The organism is Microbacterium immunditiarum, assembly GCF_013409785.1.
GTDB classification, from domain to species: domain Bacteria; phylum Actinomycetota; class Actinomycetes; order Actinomycetales; family Microbacteriaceae; genus Microbacterium; species Microbacterium immunditiarum.
The window spans coordinates 3393540-3411692 of sequence record NZ_JACCBV010000001.1; the positions used below are offsets into that span (position 1 = coordinate 3393540).

Annotated in this window: 13 protein-coding genes; 8 read left to right on the forward strand and 5 right to left on the reverse strand. The window is 70.4% G+C overall.

Annotated elements, in window-relative coordinates; translation table 11 throughout:
- Position 1: 1 nt before the first annotated feature.
- Complete coding sequence (locus tag BJ991_RS15840) at positions 2-1270, forward strand: ABC transporter substrate-binding protein (protein WP_179491568.1); 1269 nt, start codon at positions 2-4, stop codon at positions 1268-1270.
- A 142-nt stretch (positions 1271-1412) separates the two neighbouring features.
- Here the strand turns inward: BJ991_RS15840 and BJ991_RS15845 are convergent, their stop codons facing one another.
- Positions 1413-2069, reverse strand: a complete 657-nt coding sequence (locus tag BJ991_RS15845; RefSeq protein ID WP_179491570.1) for a GntR family transcriptional regulator — start codon at positions 2067-2069, stop codon at positions 1413-1415.
- Positions 2070-2322: 253 nt separating this feature from the next.
- Here BJ991_RS15845 and BJ991_RS15850 point away from each other — a divergent pair, with 253 nt between their 5' ends.
- The 3 genes from BJ991_RS15850 to BJ991_RS15860 all read left to right on the forward strand — a co-directional run bounded on the left by BJ991_RS15850 (position 2323) and on the right by BJ991_RS15860 (position 6220).
- A complete protein-coding gene (locus tag BJ991_RS15850) occupies positions 2323-3822 on the forward strand; it encodes an aldehyde dehydrogenase family protein (RefSeq protein ID WP_179491572.1) in 1500 nt (499 codons plus the stop codon).
- A 161-nt stretch (positions 3823-3983) separates the two neighbouring features.
- Positions 3984-4199: an AsnC family protein gene (locus BJ991_RS15855; protein ID WP_343048800.1), complete on the forward strand. Its 216-nt coding sequence runs from the start codon at positions 3984-3986 to the stop codon at positions 4197-4199.
- 47 nt (positions 4200-4246) lie between these two features.
- Positions 4247-6220, forward strand: a complete 1974-nt coding sequence (locus BJ991_RS15860; RefSeq protein WP_179491574.1) for an ABC transporter ATP-binding protein — start codon at positions 4247-4249, stop codon at positions 6218-6220.
- Between the two features lie 115 nt (positions 6221-6335).
- Here BJ991_RS15860 and BJ991_RS15865 read toward each other — a convergent pair whose 3' ends face one another.
- Positions 6336-8213: a phosphoenolpyruvate carboxykinase (GTP) gene (locus tag BJ991_RS15865; RefSeq protein ID WP_179491576.1), complete on the reverse strand. Its 1878-nt coding sequence runs from the start codon at positions 8211-8213 to the stop codon at positions 6336-6338.
- A gap of 105 nt (positions 8214-8318) precedes the next feature.
- On the opposite strand from BJ991_RS15865, the gene BJ991_RS15870 reads away from it, so the two are divergent.
- Entirely contained in the window at positions 8319-9761 is a 1443-nt protein-coding gene (locus BJ991_RS15870) for an XRE family transcriptional regulator (protein ID WP_179491578.1), read from the forward strand.
- A 21-nt stretch (positions 9762-9782) separates the two neighbouring features.
- On the opposite strand, the gene BJ991_RS15875 is transcribed toward BJ991_RS15870, so the two are convergent.
- Complete coding sequence (locus BJ991_RS15875; RefSeq protein WP_343048801.1) at positions 9783-10895, reverse strand: winged helix DNA-binding domain-containing protein; 1113 nt, start codon at positions 10893-10895, stop codon at positions 9783-9785.
- A gap of 130 nt (positions 10896-11025) precedes the next feature.
- Between BJ991_RS15875 and BJ991_RS15880 the strand changes: the two genes are divergently transcribed.
- Positions 11026-11394 (forward strand): DoxX family protein, encoded by a 369-nt coding sequence (locus BJ991_RS15880; RefSeq protein ID WP_179491580.1) that lies wholly within the window; start codon positions 11026-11028, stop codon positions 11392-11394.
- A 136-nt stretch (positions 11395-11530) separates the two neighbouring features.
- The gene (locus BJ991_RS15885) at positions 11531-13426 is read left to right on the forward strand and encodes an amidohydrolase (protein WP_179491582.1); all 1896 of its coding nucleotides are present in this window, start codon (positions 11531-11533) and stop codon (positions 13424-13426) included.
- Positions 13427-13496: 70 nt separating this feature from the next.
- On the opposite strand, the gene BJ991_RS15890 is transcribed toward BJ991_RS15885, so the two are convergent.
- Entirely contained in the window at positions 13497-15002 is a 1506-nt protein-coding gene (locus BJ991_RS15890; RefSeq protein ID WP_179491584.1) for an NAD-dependent succinate-semialdehyde dehydrogenase, read from the reverse strand.
- A gap of 88 nt (positions 15003-15090) precedes the next feature.
- Positions 15091-17025: an FAD-dependent monooxygenase gene (locus BJ991_RS15895; protein ID WP_179491586.1), complete on the reverse strand. Its 1935-nt coding sequence runs from the start codon at positions 17023-17025 to the stop codon at positions 15091-15093.
- Positions 17026-17257: 232 nt separating this feature from the next.
- Here BJ991_RS15895 and BJ991_RS15900 point away from each other — a divergent pair, with 232 nt between their 5' ends.
- Entirely contained in the window at positions 17258-17968 is a 711-nt protein-coding gene (locus BJ991_RS15900) for an IclR family transcriptional regulator (protein ID WP_179491588.1), read from the forward strand.
- Positions 17969-18153: the final 185 nt, after the last annotated feature.

The following is an 18153-nucleotide window of genomic DNA, read 5'->3' on the forward strand; positions in this document are numbered from 1 at the left end:
CATGCGCAAGACTCAGAAGGGCGTCGTCGGCATCGTCGCGATGGCGTCGGTCGTCGCGCTGGCCCTCACCGGCTGCGCACGCGGCGGCGACGGCGGTGGCGGTGACGGCGACGGCGGCGGCGAGGCGGCCGCCAGCCCCGGCATCACCGACACGTCGCTGACGTTCGGCATCTCGAGCCCCCTCACGGGCCCGACCGCCGGCCCCGGCAACTGCACCGTCGACGGCGCGCTCGCCTACTTCGGCGTCAAGAACGCCGATGGCGGCATCGAGTTCGGCGACGGCAAGACCCGCACGATCGAGATCACCTCGTACGACGACACGTACGACCCGCAGAAGGCGCTCGCGAACTTCCAGCAGATGGTGGCCGACGACGTGTTCGCCGCCGGCATCGGCCTCGGCACGCCGACCAACCGCGCGTGGCGCGAGGCGGCGATCGACGAGGAGTTCCCGCAGGTGCTCGTGATGTCGGGTGACCCGATCTTCAGTGACCGCGCGGAGAGCCCCTTCCAGCTCGGCTTCGTGCCGATCTACCAGCAGGAGGGTGAGGCGTTCGGCAACCTGCTCGCCTCCTCGGCCGACGAGCACAAGGTCGCGATCCTCTACCAGAACGACGACTATGGCCAGGGCTACGTCGAGGGCTTCAAGTCGGCCATCGAGGGAGCCGACAACATCGAGGTCGTCGAGGAGCTGACCTACGAAGCGACCGACACGAGCGTCGACGCGCAGATCACCGAACTGGCCGCGAGCGGCGCAGACGTGTTCTTCAACGCGATGTCGATCACGCCGCTCGTGATCTCGTCGCTGCAGAAGGCGCAGCAGATCGGCTGGCTGCCCAGCTGGTTCCTGCCCTCCAACACCTCCAGCCCGACCGCGATCCTCGAGCCCGGCGGCGGTGCCGCGTTCCCGGGCATCTACACGGTCGCCTTCTCGGGTGCCGCGGCGAGCCCGGCGTTCCAGGAGAGCGAAGAGGGCCAGGCGTTCATGGAGGCGCTCGGCGAGTACACGAACCAGGACGGCGTCCCCGCCTTCCCGCACTGCGTGTGGAGCTGGATCGCGGCCTCGGTGCTCGAGCAGGCCTTCATGAAGATGGAGGAGCCGACGCGAGAGGCGTTCCTCGAGGCGCTGCTGAGCATCGACGGCTTCAACGCGCCGTTCATGCTCGAGGGCTCGACCATCAACACGACAGCCGACGGCCTGCCCGCCGTCGCCGACGTGCTGGTGCAGAAGTACAACGGCCGCGGTTACGAAACGGCGCAGAGCTTCGAGTGATGCGCTGAGTCGAGCCTCGACTCGGGCGGGGCGGTCCTTCGGGGCCGCCCCGCTCTCGCGTTCCCAGGGCACGCTTCGCCTCGCGAAGCATCTCCCGATCGCGCGCGCGTCGTGAAGAAGAGCGCCCGGTGTCCGGTGCGGCTCAGTCGAGGCCGCGCAGCACCTCGACGATGCCCTCGAGGTGCACGCGCGTGACGCGCTCCGCGGCATCCGCATCGCGCGCGAGGATCGCGTCGATGATCGCGATGTGCTCGGGCGCCGACTGCGTCGCGCGTCCGGGCAGGAACGCGAGACGGAACTGGTGCCGCGCCGACTGCGCGCGCAGCCGCTCGAGCAGCTGGGTGGCCGTCTCGTGTTCGCTGTAGTCCCGGATGAGGCCGTCCATCTCCTGGTTGAGGCGCGCGTACTCGACGAGGTTGCCGCTGGCGACGGCATCCGTGATCCCCGCCCGGATCGAGCGCAGCGTCTCGGCGCCTTCGTCGGTGAGGTTCTCCGCGGCCTTGCGCGCGCACAGCACCTCGAGGCCGACACGGACCTCGACGATCTCGATGGCTTCCTTGACGCTGATCGCACGCACGCGCGCACCGCGATTGGGCAGGCGCTCGACCAGCCCCTCACTCGTCAGGTTGAGCAGCGCGAGCCGCACGGACGCTCGCGATGCGTCGTAGCGCTCGCTGATGTCGGCTTCGATGAGGCGCTGGTTGGGTGCGAACTCGCCGCCGAGGATCGCGTCGCGAAGCTGCTGCGTGAGGTCAGCGCGCGCCGGGCTCTCCCTCGACTCCACCGCCAGATCGGTCATCCGCCGTACCCCTCTCGCTGCGTCCGCCCTGACGCCAGCCTCGACGCCTTCGGGCATCTCGAAACGGCGGCGCCGTCGCCCCCGCGTCCTCTTTTCTGCTTCGAGGGTAACGCGCACTCGGTATTGCATACGAGATTCGTGAGAATTTTGTAGCCGATCTTGCCACCCGCGTCGCGAAGGAGCACGCTGGAAAGCGCCCGCGGCATTGATTCGCGTGCATCGATCTTTGACACACGGAGAGGTGGTCGTCGAGATGTCAGACGTGGTGGAGACGTCCGCGAAGGTGCGGACAGGACTGTACATCGGCGGGGAGGAGCGGTTCACCGACGAAGTGCTCAAGGTCGCAGACCCGGGCAAGCCGGGAGTGATCGTGGGCGAGGCGGCGTCGGCGACGCCGCAGGACGTGGCGGATGCCGTCGCGGCGGCCAAGGCCGCCTACCCCGCATGGGCGGCGGTCGGCGCCGAGGGCCGCGCGAAGGCGATGGCCGACGCGATCGCGGGCATCGCGGACGACCGGGATGAGGACGCGGCGATCCTCTCGCAGGAGAACGGCAAGATCCGCTTCGAGGCCTGGGTCGACGCGCTCGTGTTCGAGATCCGCTGGAACCTCGCCCTCTCGCTCAAGGACGAAGTGGAGACCTCGAAGACGCTTCCGGTCGTGCCGGGCGCCATCCCGGTGGCGACGGAGGTCTCGTACCAGCCGCTCGGCGTCGTGACGGTGATCGTGCCGTTCAACTGGCCGATCGCGATCCTGGGCGCCTCGCTCCCGCACGCGCTGCTCGCGGGCAACACCGCGATCGTCAAGGTCCCACCGACGACGCCGCTCGCGACCGCCCGTGTCGTGCAGCGCGTGGCCGAGAAGCTTCCGGCCGGCGTGCTCAACGTCATCAGCGGCAAGGACGAGAACATGGCCGGGCTCATCCAGAACCCGGACGTCGCGAAGGTCTGCTTCACCGGAAGCGTCAACGGCGGCAAGCGCATCATGGAGATGGCGTCGAAGACGCTGACCCGCGTCACCCTCGAGCTGGGCGGCAACGACCCCGCGGTGTTCCTCGGCGACGCGATCCTCGACGACGCGCACCTCGACCGGCTCTACGCGGCGATCTTCGACACCACGGGTCAGATCTGCATGAACGCCAAGCGCGTGTTCGTGCACCGGTCACGGCTCGGCGAGCTCGTCGCCGGCCTCGAGACGCGCCTGAACAAGGCGGTCATCGGCTACGGCCTCGACGAGGGCACGACGTTGGGCCCGCTGCACCAGGGTGCCCAGAAGGCGTTCGTCGAGGACATCATCCGCGAGGCCAAGGACGCCGGCGCCGAGGTGCGCGAGTACGGCGAGCTCCCGGGCGGCGACCTCGCCGGCGGCAACTTCCTGCGCCCCGCGATCGTGATCGACCCCGATCTCTCCCTGCGCGTGGTCACGCAGGAGCAGTTCGGCCCGGTGATCCCCGTCATCCCGTTCGACACCGAAGAAGAGGCCGTCCGCCTCGCGAACGACACGTGGGGCGGACTGTGCGGGTCGGTCTGGACCGCCGATCCCGAGGCGGCGCAGCGCGTCGGCTCGCAGCTCGTGTGCGGCTACGTGTGGGTCAACGACCACGGCGCCACGCGCCTCGATCTGCGCGCCCCGTTCGGCGGCATGAAGCAATCCGGCTTCGGTCGCGAGCAGGGCATCGAAGGCGTGCGGGCGTTCCAGGACACCCGCTCGATCGCGACGATCGATCCCGAAGCGCTCGCCGCGATGGCCCACTGAGACGTGTTCCAGCACGAAGGCCCGGTCTCCTCGGAGGCCGGGCCTTCACCCTTCGCACGGCCTGTTCGCCACGGGCGAGCGTCAACGCAGGTTGACACTCCTCAAGCCGTCAACTACGGTTGACACGGATGCCTCATCCGAGGCATCCGGAAGGACACACCGTGAGCGGCGACCAGATCAGCACCCTCATCGGCGCCGCGGGCGAGCGCGAGCCCATCGCCGAACTGCACCGCCTCGCCGACGTGCGGCGAGAGCTCGCGCGGGCCGAAGAGACGCAGGTGCGGCGCGCCCGCAACCTCGGCTACTCGTGGCAGGCGATCGCCGCCGCCCTCGGCGTGACCCGACAGGCCGTCCACAAGAAGTACGGTCGAAGGTAGGCGTCTTCGCGCCGACCATCCCTCCCCACTCCCACCGAGGTATCGTCATGTCGACCACCGCTCCCGCCGGCCGCCGCCTCCGCGGCCGCCGCTCCGAAGACGACGGACCACGCGCGAGCCTCAAGCAGCTCATCCCGTTCCTGCTCGAGCACAAGGGCGTCCTCGCCGTCGTCGCCGTGCTCAGTGTGATCGGCGCGATCGCGATGCTCGCCCAGCCGCTCGTCGTCGGCCAGGTGATCACCCTCGTGCAGGCGGGCGACCCCCTGGGGCAGCTCGTGTGGGTGCTCGTGGGGCTCGTGATCGCGGCATCCGTCATCTCGGGCTATCAGCACTACCTGCTCCAGCGCACCGGCACCGCGGTCGTGTTCTCGAGCCGTCGCAAGCTCATCTCCCGCATCCTGCACCTGCCGATCTCGGAGTTCGACGCGCGCCGCACGGGAGACCTCGTCTCGCGCGTCGGCACCGACACGACACTCCTCTACGCGGTGCTCACACAGGGCCTCGCGGATGCCGTCGGCAACGCGCTCGTCTTCGTCGGCGCGATCGTGGCGATGGCCTTCATCGACCCGGTCCTGCTGCTGCTCATCGTCGTCGTGATCGGCGCCTCGATCACCGTCGTCGGAATCCTGAGCGGTCGCATCCGCAAGGCCACGCGTCAGCAGCAGGAGAAGGTGGGCGAGCTCGCGTCCGGCGTCGAGCGAGCCGTCGGGTCGATCCGCACCGTGCGCGCCTCGGGTGCGAGCGAGCGCGAGCGCGTCGCGATCTCGGGCCTCGCCGAGCAGGCGTATGACGTCGGCGTGCGCATCGCGAAGGTCTCGGCGCTCGTCGTGCCGGTCGCCGGCATCGCCTTGCAGCTGTCGCTGCTCGTCGTGCTCGGCGTAGGCGGCTTCCGCGTCGCATCCGGCGCGATCGAGATCGCGAGCCTCGTCACGTTCGTGATGTTCCTGTTCATGCTCATCGGTCCGCTCGGGTCGTTCATCGGCGCGATCACCTCTGTGAACCAGGCGCTCGGCGCGCTCGGCCGCATCCAGGAGATCCTCGATCTGCCGACCGAGACCGCGCGGGACGCCGAGATCGCGGTGCGCGTGGCCGAGGAGAGTGGATCTCTCGGAACGAGGACCGACGCGCCGGTAGACGGCCTCATCTCGCGAGCTACCCCCGCCCCGCCCGCCGCGATCGAGTTCCGCGACGTGCACTTCGCCTACCCCGAGGCCGTCGTCGCCGCGCGCCGCAAGGCCGAGACCGAGGCGCTCGCGATGCTCGAGAGCGCGCACGTCGACACCGCGCTCATCGAGCTGCCCGACACGGCCGCACCGGATGCCGCGACCCCCGCCGCCGACGGCGAGGTGCTGCGGGGGGTGTCGTTCCGCGTCCCGCAAGGCTCGCGCGTCGCGCTCGTGGGTCCGTCCGGCGCGGGCAAGAGCACGACGCTCGCGCTCATCGAGCGGTTCTACGACCCGACGTCCGGCGCGATCCTCATCGACGGCGTCGACGTGCGCGCGCTCGACCGCGACGCGCTCCGCGCGCGGCTCGGCTACGTCGAGCAGGACGCCCCGACGCTCGCCGGCACGCTGGGCGACAACCTGCGGCTCGCGTCGCCCGAGGCATCCGATGCCGACTGCGAGCGCGTGCTGCACGCCGTCAACCTCACCGAGGTGCTCGAGCGCAACCCGCTCGGACTCGAAGCCCCCGTCGGCGAGAGCGGCGTCATGCTGTCCGGCGGCGAGCGCCAGCGGCTGGCGATCGCACGCGCGTTGCTGGCCGCTGCCCCGATCCTCCTGCTCGACGAATCGACGTCGTCGCTCGACGGACTCAACGAGCAGCGCATGCGCGACGCGATCGACGCCGTCGCGGCGGGGCGCACGCTCATCGTGATCGCGCACCGCCTCTCGACCGTGGTCGACAGCGACCACATCGTCGTGATGGACCACGGGCGCGTCGTCGGACAGGGCACGCACTCCGAGCTCGTCGAGACGACTCCGCTCTACCGCGACCTCGCGCGCCACCAGCTCCTCGTCTGACGGGTTCGCGTCTCCCGCGCACCCGCAGCGCCTCTTGGCGAGTCGCCAGAAGGCGCGGAAACGACGGATGCCCCGCCCCGCGTGACGCGGGGCGGGGCATCCGTTCATCGCTGTGTCAGGAGCGCTGGAGGCGGTACCGCAGCGCGGAGAGCTCGGCCTGCAATGCCGCCGGCACGCGTCCGTCGAACGTCGCGTAGAACTCCTCGGTGAGGTCGGCCTCGCGCAGCCACGAGTCGCGGTCGATCGCGAAGAGCTCGTCGAGGTCCTCGGGCGTGACGTCGGTGCCCTCGAGGTCGAGGTCGCCGGGTCGCGGAAGGCGTCCGATGGGGCTCTCGGCAGCCGGCACCTCGCCCTCGATGCGACGGACGATCCAGTCGATGACGCGCGCGTTGTCGCCGAAGCCCGGCCACAGGAAGCGGCCGTCCGAGCCCTTGCGGAACCAGTTCACCTGGAAGATGCGCGGGGCGCGGTCGAAGCGAAGCGCCTGCCCCATCTTGAGCCAGTGCCCGAAGTAGTCGGCCATGTTGTAGCCGCAGAACGGGATCATCGCGAACGGGTCGCGGCGCAGCTCGCCGACCGTTCCCTCAGCGGCCGCGGTGCGCTCGGACGAGATCGTCGAGCCGAGGAACACGCCGTGCGCCCAGTCGGTCGCCTCGATGACGAGGGGCACGTTGGTGGCGCGGCGTCCGCCGAAGAGGATCGCGTCCAGCGGCACGCCTTCGGGCTTGTCCCAGTCCGGCGCGATCTGCGGGCACTGCGCGGCACTCACCGTGAAGCGCGAGTTCGGATGGGCGGCGGGGCGACCGGATGCCGGCGTCCAGGGCTTTCCCTCCCAGTCGACGAGCTCCGCCGGGGGCTCGTCCGTGAGCCCTTCCCACCACACGTCCCCGTCGGGGCGCAGCGCGACGTTCGTGAAGATCGTGTTGCCCCACAGGGTCTCGACCGCGGTGACGTTCGTCGACTCTCCGGTGCCCGGGGCGACGCCGAAGAACCCGGCCTCGGGGTTGATCGCCCACAGGCGACCGTCCTCACCGGGACGCAGCCAGGCGATGTCGTCACCGAGGGTCTCGACGCGCCAGCCAGGGATGGTCGGCCGCAGCATCGCGAGGTTCGTCTTGCCGCATGCCGAGGGGAACGCGGCGGCGATGTGGTAGGCGCGCCCGGCGGGGTCGATCACGCGGATGAGCAGCATGTGCTCGGCCAACCAGCCCTCCTCGCGTCCGATGACCGACGCGATGCGCAGGGCGAAGCTCTTCTTGGCGAGGATCGCGTTGCCGCCGTACCCCGACCCGTACGACCACACCTCGAGTGACTCGGGGAAGTGGACGATGTACTTCTCCTCGTTGCAGGGCCACGCCACATCCTGCTCCCCGGGTGCGAGCGGTGCGCCCACGGAGTGGACCGTCTTGACCCAGGGCTTTCCGGTGGCGATCTGCTCGAGCACCGCTGCGCCGACACGCGTCATGATGCCGATCGAGGCGACCGAGTACGCGCTGTCGGTGAGCTGGACGCCGATGTGGGAGAGGGGTCCGCCGACGGGTCCCATCGAGAACGGGACGACGTACATCGTGCGCCCTCGCATCGAGCCCTCGAAGACCCCGCGCATCGTCGCGCGCATCGCAGCAGGCTCGGCCCAGTTGTTCGTGGGACCGGCGTCGGCGGGGTCTTCCGAGCAGATGAACGTGCGGGACTCCGTGCGGGCGACGTCGCTCGGGTGGGAGCGGGCGAGGTAGGAGCCCGGGCGCCACTCGGGGTTGAGCTTGATGAGCTTGCCCTCCGCGACCATCTCGCGCAGGAGGGCGTCGTTCTCGGCCCGCGAGCCGTCGACCCAGTGCACGCGGTCGGGCTTGGTGAGCGCGGCGATCTCGTCGACCCACGCCGCAAGCTCTCGAAGGCCATCGCTCTCCAGATTCGGCCGGCCGCCGAAGGCCGGTGCGATCGTGTCGACAGGACCCGTCTGCCGGGTGCGCGGGAAGATGTCGGCAAGAGCCATTTGGCCACCTCTCTAACTATGTCCTCTCCACTATCCGTGCTTTGTGCCCATCCTTTCGACGCCGGGACGTCATAAGAATCGAGGATCTTTCGCTACGATAAAGGAATGCCCGCGTCCTCCCTCGAGCTCGCCACTCTTGGTCACCGCATCCGCCATCACCGCGTCGCCAACGACCTGACGCTCGACGAGCTCGGCGCCCGAGTGGGCGTCGCCGGCAGCCAGCTGAGCCTCATCGAGAACGGCAAGCGCGAGCCGAAGCTCTCGCTGCTGCAGGCGATCGCCGATGTCACCGGGGCGCAGGTCGCCGACCTGCTCTCGCCCGAGCCGCCCAACCGCCGCGCGGCGCTCGAGCTCGAGCTGCAGCGCGCGCAGGCGAGCCCGGTGTTCCGTCAGCTCGGCATCGCTCCCGTGCGCATCACGAAGAGCCTCAGCGACGAGACGATCGAGTCGATCCTGGGGCTCCATCGTGAGCTGCAGCGTCGCGAGCGCGAGGCGATCGCGACACCCGAAGAGGCGCGCCGCGCCAACAACGAGCTGCGGCTGCGGATGCGCGAGCGAGACAACTACCTGCCCGACATCGAGAAGCTCGCCGAGAAGCAGCTCAAGGCGGCCGGGCATGTGTCCGGCGCGCTCACCCATCGCACGGTGAGCGTCATGGCCGAGCAGCTCGGGTTCGAGCTCCTCTACGTGAACGACCTGCCCCACTCGGCCCGTTCGGTGACCGACCTCGAGAACGGCCGCATCTACCTGCCGCCCGCCTCGATCCCCGGCGGACACGGCCTGCGCTCGATGGCGCTCCAGGCGATGGCGCACCGCCTGCTCGGGCACACTCCCCCGACGGATTACGCCGACTTCCTGCAGCAGCGCCTCGAGATCAACTACTACGCCGCGTGCTGCCTCATGCCCGAGACGAACGCGGTCGCGTTCCTGCAGCAGGCCAAGAAGGATCGCAACCTCGCCGTCGAGGACTTCCGCGACGCGTTCGGCGTCACGCACGAGGCTGCCGGCATGCGCATGACGAACCTGCTCACGCAGCACCTCGGGATCCGGCTGCACTTCCTGCGGGTCGACGGATCGGGCGCGATCACCCGGGTCTTCGAGAACGACGGCCTGCCGCTGCCGAGCGATGTGACGGGGTCGGTCGACGGGCAGATCGCCTGCCGCAAGTTCGCCGCGCGAGCCGCGTTCGCCGAGCAGAACCGCACGACGGAGTACTACCAGTACACAGACACGCCGAGCGGCACGTACTGGTGCTCGACGCAGACCGGAACGACCGCCGACGGCGAGTTCTCGATCACGGTCGGAGTGCCCTTCGACGACGCCAAGTGGTTCCGCGGACGCGAGACGCCCAAGCGAGCCGTGTCGACGTGCCCCGACGAGTCGTGCTGCCGCCGCCCGCCCGGCGACGTCCGCGCACGATGGGAGGGCAAGGCGTGGCCGAGCGCACGCGTGCACATGCAGATGTTCTCGCCGCTGCCTCGCGGTGCCTTCCCCGGCGTCGACGACAACGAGGTGTACGCGTTCCTCGACCGGCACGCCGAAGGCTGAGACGGATGCCGCGCCCCGGCGTCAGCTCGTGATGAACACCTTGTAGCGCTCGAGCGCCGCCGCGATCTCGGCGTCGGGCGCGGCATCCGGCACGAACAGTTCCGGAATCGGATCGTCGGCATGCCGCGACAGGGCGATCGAGTGCGTCCACACCCCCACGACCTCGCCGTTGGCGACGAGGATCGGGCGCACGATGCCGTTCATCGCGGGACCGATCGCCTTCAGGAACTCCGGCGCGCACGGCACGGTGCGGTCGACGTACGAGAGGTAGTACTCCTCGAACGGCGGCAGGGCGACGACCGACGGCGCCGACGGCACGCGCCGCGGCGCAGGACCGACCGCGACGAACTGCGGCTCGGGCTCGTCGGCGACGACGATGAGCCGGTCGGAAGCGCGCTCGGCGGCATCGCGGGACACACCCAGCGGCAGGCCGGTCCACCACGCGAAGTCGCGGGCACCGGCCGGCCCGTGCGATGCGATGTAGCGGGAGAAGAACTCGGCGAGCGGGTCGGCGGGCCACACCTGATCGGGCGCCCACTCCTCGAGCAGCACCCAGTGCTGTTCGCGCGTCGGTCCTCCGGGGCGGACCGCGACCGGCCCCTGGCACAGGATCGAGCGAATGGAGAGCGCGACGAGCGTGTGGTACCCGCGCTGTCCCTTGGTCGAGACGCCCGCGGCCTCGAACACCTCGAACATCTGCTTGCGAGTGAGCCGGTTGCCGCCGCCCAGCGCTGCGCGCACGGCCCGCTCGGCCTTCGCGACCTCCTCCTCGTCGAGCCCCTCGTTGCGGTGCACCGCGGCGGCCTGACGCCGTTGCCGCTCCCCCGTGATGCTCATCACCCACGCCAGCTCGCGCGCGGGGATGATGTGGATCGTGCCGCGCATCGTCCACGAGCGCACGATCTCACCGCGGTCGAACGCGGCATCGACGTCGCTCACCGAGGGCGCACCGCGCGTGCGCTGCGCGATCGCCCAGCGCCCGCCCCAGAACTCCTGCGCCTGCGTCGCGAGCATGTGCTCGGCCGCCGCGGCGACCGTTGGGGCAGGCGAGCTCAGCCGATGCGACCTCAGCCGCTGCTCGCGGACGCGCTGGACGGACATGGTGCGCGGGCGGCGGGCGATCGGAGCATCCACTCCCCAATCATGGCGGCGCCCGCCGACAGCGCGCGACCCGCCGCTGCGGGAGACGGCCGGCCGCGGCATCCGCGCCGGCCACCGTCCCACCGGCCGTGCGCGCCGATACGATCGGTCGCGGAGGACACCGATGGTCGTTGCGCTGTGGATCGTCAACGTCGTGCTCGCCGTCGCCTTCCTCGTGGCGGGCGGCATCAAGCTTCTCCGTCCGCGGGAGGCCCTTCCCACGCTGGGGATGGCCTGGACCGAGGACTTCAGCGATGCATCCGTCAAGGCGATCGGCGCAGCCGAGCTCCTCGGCGCGATCGGCCTCATCGTCCCGCTCGCGACCGGGATCGTGCCCGTCCTCGCGATCATCGCCGCCGTCGCGCTCGCGGCGCTCATGACGGGAGCGATCGTCACGCACATCCGTCGCCGCGAGCAGTTCGTCCCGCCGCTCGTGCTCGGCATCATCGCGATCGGGAGCGCGATCCTCGGGTTCCTCGTCGTGCTCGGCTGACCCGGGATGCTCGGGTCTGTCGATCTCTACTGCACGCACATCTAGTGTGACTGCACACTCCCTGATACTGTCTGGCTCATCCCGGCTGGTCTCGGCGAAGCCGCGACGTCGACGAAGACACACCAGAGGAGTGCCGATGGGCAAGTCCATTCCGCGCGCAGGCGACGAACACAACGAGAAGGACGGGCCGGGCGCTCCTGGCGTCTCCCGTCGCAATCTGCTGCTGGGCAGCGGTGCCGCCGCCGCGGCGGCCGCCATGGGCGTCGGCACCGCCGTTCCCGCGAGCGCCGCGACGGCGTTCGCCCCGCCGACCTACCGCATCGCGGGCAACCGCGACGACGAGGGAGACCTGCTGCTGCACAACGGCCGCATCCACACGATGGACGACCGCAACTCCGTTGTCGACGCCGTGCGCGTGCGCGACGGCCGCATCGTCGCGGTCGGCAAGGCGGCGATGGCGGGCGGTGCGGGCAAGCGCATCGACCTCAAGCGCCGCACGGTCGTGCCCGGCCTCATCGAGAGCCACACCCACTTCGTGAGCCTCGCGAACCGGCCCGGATACCACGTGGCCGAGTGGGAGCTCGCGAAGGACGTCGCCGGCGTGCTCGCGGTGCTCAAGGCCCGCCGCGAAGACGTTCCCGAAGGCCAGTTCATCACCGCAATGGGCGCGGGCACGCCGCGGCAGTTCGCCGAGCGGCGCACCCCCACGCTCGCGGAGCTCGACGCGGCCATCCCCGACCGGCCTGTGTTCCTGTACGAGAGCTTCGGCGGGCCGGGCCGCACGAACACGCTGGGCAAGGAGTTCTTCGAGTCGGTCTCCGACCCGGCCGTCGTCGTGGGCCCCGACGGCGTGCTCACCCAGCCGAACGCGGACTACGCGCTGTACCACCTGCGCATCCGCCAGACGTTCGAAGACCTGCAGCGCAGCGCCCTCGACGCGATGGCGTTCTCGGCGTCTGTCGGCGTGACCCTCAACTACGACCAGGTGCTGTTCGTCACGCCGAACGGGACCCTCGACCCCTCGGCGCTCGAGACGCGGCCGAACGACGGGCTGCGCAAGCTGAACCACTTCCGCATGTACGACGCCTACCTCGAGCTGCATCGGCAGGGGGCGGCGTTCGTGCGGCTGCTGATCAACTTCCTGCATCACCAGGGGTTCATCCCGGCGCTCGGCGGGCTCGACAAGCAGCTGCCGGAGCTGCGGGAGCGGCTGAAGAACCAGTTCCCCGACTTCGGCGACGACATGGTGCGCACGCGCGGGATCGGCGAGTGGGGCGCGCCGTTCGCCACCCCCTCGAACCCCGACGGGTACGCCGTGTGGCTCGAGGCGCAGCGGCTCGTCGCGAAGGCGGGCTGGCACAACGAGAACGCGCAGGCGACGACGGCGGGCATCGAGCAGGTCGTCTCCGCCTGGGAGGCGATGGACGCCGAGTTCGGCATCAAAGACCTCCGGTGGGGACTCCAGCACGCCGACCTCGCGACACCCGATCAGCTGCAGCGGCTCAAGGCGCTCGGCTGCGGAGTGTCGGTCTCGGGCTTCCGCTGGCTGGGCGGAGTGCCCCGCGCCGACGGGCTCCCGGTCGGACCGCTGTTCAAGGACATCGTCGCGAGCGGCATCCCGATGGGCCTCCACGAGGACGGCACGCACATCGCGCCGCACAACCCGTTCTACGCGATGCACTACGCCACGACCGGTCTCAACGTGCTCGGGCAGCAGGTCAACCCCGGCCAGCAGATCACGCGTCATCAGGCGCTACACGCGTACACGCGCGGCGCCGCGTGGTTCTGCGGCCGTGAGGACGTGCTCGGATCGATCGAGGCCGGCAAGCTCGCCGACCTCGTCGTGCTCGACCGCGACTACTTCTCGGTGAGCGACGCTGCGATGCGCGACACCCGCCCGATCATGACGATCATCGACGGGCAGGTCGTGCACGACACCGGCGACCTGCGCGGCAAGCGCGACTGGAAGCACGACCGCAACTCGCGCTGGGATTGGCGCGAGGTCGTCAAGCCGCGGCGCCGCCGCCGCTGACCCCAGAGGACCGGCGGGGAGGGTGCTCGAGTCACCCTCCCCGCCGGTTCGCGTCACGAACGCCGGAACGTCAGAACGGGTTCGGCGTGAGCGTGTACTTCGTCTGCAGGTACTCGTGGATGCCCTCGGCGCCGCCCTCGCGGCCGAGGCCCGACATCTTCCACCCGCCGAAGGGCGCGGCGGCGTTCGAGACGACGCCCATGTTCAGGCCCATCATCCCGGTCTCGAGACGCTCGATCATCCGCTGGCCGCGCGCGAGGTTCTCGGTGAAGACGTACGACACGAGTCCGTACTCGGTGTCGTTCGCGAGGCGCACCGCCTCGTCCTCGTCGTCGAACGGGACGATCGCGAGCACCGGCCCGAAGATCTCCTCGCGCAGGATCTCGGAGCCGGGCTTGACGCCCGTCACGACGGTCGGCTCGTAGAAGGTGCCGGGTCCGTCGATCGGGTTGCCGCCCGTGCGCAGGTCCGCGCCGCGGCCGACCGCGTCCTTCACGAGCTCCGACGCCTTGGCGACGGCGCGGTCGTCGATGAGGGGGCCGATCTGGACGCCATCCTCGGTGCCGCGGCCGATCTTCATCGCCTTGACGCGCTCGGTGACGCGGCGGGCGAACTCGTCGGCGACCGAGCGGTGCACGATGAAGCGGTTCGCGGCTGTGCACGCCTGGCCGATGTTGCGGAACTTCGCCAGCAGCGCGCCGTCGACGGCCTTGTCGAGGTCGGCGTCGTCGAAGACGACGAACGGCGCGTTGCCGCCGAGCTCCATCGACGTGCGCAGCACGCCGCCGGCGGCCTGCTCGAGCAGCTGCTGGCCGACGGGAGTCGAGCCCGTGAACGAGAGCTTGCGCAGGCGCGGGTCGCGGATGATCTCCTCCGACACCGGGCCGGACGCCTTTGTCGTGACCACGTTGACCACGCCCGCCGGGAGGCCTGCGTCTTCGAGGAGCTTCGCGAAGTACAGCGTCGTGAGCGGCGTGAGGGCGGCCGGCTTGATGACCACCGTGCACCCCGCCGCGAGCGCAGGCGCGATCTTGCGCGTCGCCATCGCGAGGGGGAAGTTCCACGGCGTGATGAGGTAGCACGGCCCCACGGGGTGCTGCGACACGATCATGCGCCCGGTGCCCTCGGGGTTCGCGCCGTAGCGGCCCTGGATGCGCGCGGCCTCCTCGCTGAACCAGCGCACGAACTCGCCGCCGTACACGACCTCGCCACGCGCCTCGGCGAGAGGCTTGCCCATCTCGATCGTCATGAGCAGGGCGAACTCCTCCTTGCGCTCCTGCAGAAGGTCGTACGCGCGGCGCAGCAGCTCGGCGCGCTCGCGCGCCGGGGTCGCCGCCCACGAGGGGAACGCCTCGACTGCTGCGTCGAGTGCGGCCTTGCCGTCGGCGACGGATGCCGAAGCGATCGTCTTGACGACCTCACCGGTAGACGGGTCCGACACCGCAAGTGTCTTGCCGTCCTCGGCGGGTCGCCACTCCCCTCCGATGAGCAGTCCGTCGGGGACGGATGCCAGCAGCTCGGTTTCGCGCTCGTCGGTCACAGGGGCTCCCTCGTTCGTCGCATGCTCTTCGGCCATTCTGCCCGCGGTCGCACGGCCGAAGCCTTGTACGTCGCGTACTCCTCGCGGGGGTCCATCGCCGACGTGTACAAGTCAAGCGCCGCGCTCACGCGCGGACCGCTTCGGAGCGCGTCTCGTCGGTCGACGCCCGCGACGCGGCTGCCGGGACGAACACGCCCGCGAAGAACTCCGCGAGCTCCGACGTCGCGGTCAGCGGCAGCACAGCGGCCACGTACTGATCGGGACGCACGACGACCACGGCGCCGTCGCGCGAGATGCCGCGCTCGGCGAAGATGTCGACGTCGGTCCAGGCGCTCGGACCCGAGGCGTACACCTTCTCCCAGTCGGTCAACCCGAACGGGCCGGTCTTGGGCAGGAACACCTCCGGCACGCGGCCGAGGTCCACATCCTCGAACTTCTGCTGGTAGACGACCTTCACGTCGAACACGGCGTCGACGTCGGCGCCGGCCGGCGTGTGCTTGCGCACGGGCGACTCCGGCGAGGCGATCCACTCGGCCCAGTCGGCGAGGGCGGATGCCTCACCCGGCGCCGCCGCGTCGGCGAACGCGTACACGCGCCAGCGTCCGTCCGCCTTCGCGTGGTGCCCGAGGTGGATGGCGTTGCCGTCGCACACGCGCACGACCTCGGCGGACTTGAAGCGCTTGCCGAGCGGGAAGCCCTCGGCGAGCGCCTGATGCGCCGCATCCGTCACGATCTGGGACGCGCCGTACTGCGTCATGAAGCCGGACGGGAACTCTGCCGTGCCGAGGTAGTAGTTCGCGAGGTCCTGGGGGTCGGTGATCTCCTCGGGCTTGCGGGCCATGAGCGACGACCACTCGCGGTCGAAGTCGATGAGCTGCTGCGCGACGGGCTGGCGCTCGGCTGAGTACGTCTCGAGGAGCGACTCGGGGCTGAGCCCGGTGAGCACGTACCCGAGCTTCCAGCCGATGTTGAAGCCGTCCTGCATCGACACGTTCATGCCCTGCCCCGCCTTGGCGGAGTGCGTGTGGCACGCGTCTCCGGTGAGGAACACGCGCGGCGAGCGGCCGTCGTCGCCGTCGTCGAAGCGGTCGGTGACGCGGTGACCGACCTCGTACACGCTGTGCCACGCGATGCTTCGCACATCGATCGTGTACGGGTGCAGGATCTCGTTCGCGCGGCGGATGATCTCTTCGATCGGGGTCTGCCGCACGCGGTGGTTGTCGTCTTCGGGAACCTCGCCGAGGTCGACGTACACACGGCAGAGGTATCCGCCCTCGCGCGGGATGAGGAGGATGTTGCCCGCCGCCGAGTTGATCGCGCACTTGGTGCGCCAGTCGGGGAAGTCGGTGTTGACCAGGACGTCCATGACGCCCCACGCGTGCGCCGAGACGCGGCCGACGTGCTTGCGGCCGATCGCGTCGCGGACGCGGCTTCGGGCGCCGTCACATCCGACGACGTACTTCGCACGGATCGTGCGCTCCTCGCCCTCGCGTGCGCCGGCGACGTGGCGCACGCGCACCTCGACGGGGTACTCGCCCTCGCCGTGCACCGTGAGTCCGACGAACTCGACGCCGTAGTCGGGGGTGATCCGGCCGGGACCGAACGCGGCGGCCTCGGCGAAGTAGTCGAGCACGCGCGCCTGGTTCACGATGAGGTGGGGGAACTCGCTGATCTTGAGCCCGTAGTCCTCGGTGCGCGTCGTGCGGATGATGTCACGCGGATTCTCGGGGTCGGGCCCCCAGAAGTTCATGAAGGCGATGTTGTACGCCTCGGCGATGATCCGCTCGGCGAAGCCGAACGCCTGGAACGTCTCGACGCTGCGCGGCTGGATGCCGTCGGCCTGCCCCAGCACGAGCCGCCCGTCGCGCCGCTCGATGACGCGTGTGGTGATCTGCGGGAACTGCGACATCTGCGCCGCCAGCAGCATGCCGGCGGGGCCGGATCCGACGATCAGCACATCCGTCTCATCGGGCAGCTCTGCCGGACGGTCGATGCCCGTCCCGGTTGCGGGCTGCACGCGCGGCTCTCCCGAGACGTATCCGTGGTGGTGGAACTGCATCGGATTCTCCTCAGCGTCGAGGTCTTGTGAACGGCGGCAACGTGTTCTATATTCGAACGCGAAGTTCTACTATTGAACAGATCGTATACGAAGCGGATGCCCCCGCGCAACGCCCTCGGCGCGCACGCGCGCCGGGCACACCCCGTCGGGATCGCTCGAACGACGGGCTGGCTGGCGGGGCGGTCGTGATTCGGGCGATCTCGACGGGTCCGGCGCGAACGGGGAGCGGCACATGGGCGGATCGAACGGACAGGTGTCGGCGTCGCAGACGCTGAGCCGCGGCATCCGGATCCTCGAGATCCTCGCCGACGCCCGCGGCCCGCTCTCGATCGACGACCTCGCCGCGCGGCTCGGCGTGCACCGCTCGATCGCCTATCGGCTCGTGCGCACGCTCGAGGACCACGGCGTCGTCGCGCGCGACGCGTCCGGGCGGGTGCAGCTCGGCGCACGCATGGCGGCGCTCGCGGCGGGCGTGGCCCACGATCTGCAGGCCGAGGCTCTCCCCGAGCTCACGGCCGTGGCGAACGAGCTCGGCATGACGTGCTTCCTCGCGGTGCTCGACCGCGACGAGTGCATCACGCTCGCGAGCGTCGAGCCGCGGCACGCGGTCGCGTCGGTCGCGCAGCGTCCCGGCGCGCGACATTCGATCCTCGTGGGTGCGCCGAGCAAGGCGATCCTGTCGACGCTGCCCGAGTCGGAGTGGCCCGTCGAGGTGCCGCCCGGCCTGCGGGCCGAGATCGCGCAGGCGGCCGAACGCGGCTACGCGACGAGCCACGACGAGGTCATCCCGACCGTGCAGGCGGTGTCGGTGCCGCTGCGGCTGCGCTCGCACCGCCCTGCGGCGATCGCCGTCGTGCATGTGGCGGGACCCACAGACCCCGCGTCGATCGCCCAGCGCCTGTCGCGGTCGGCCGCCGCGATCCGGGAGGCGCTGGGCGGCTGATCCGGGCGGCGGGCGCCCGATCCGGGCGGCGGGCGCCCGATCCGGGCGCGGGGCGGCGGATGCCCGGCGTGCAGAACTCCGGACATCTGGGCGCCCCGCCCGCGCACGCCCGCGGATTCGCGCGGCGCCCTCACCGGGGACCCTCGATTTCTGTGGAGTTCTGCACGCGCGAACCGCGCTCCGGC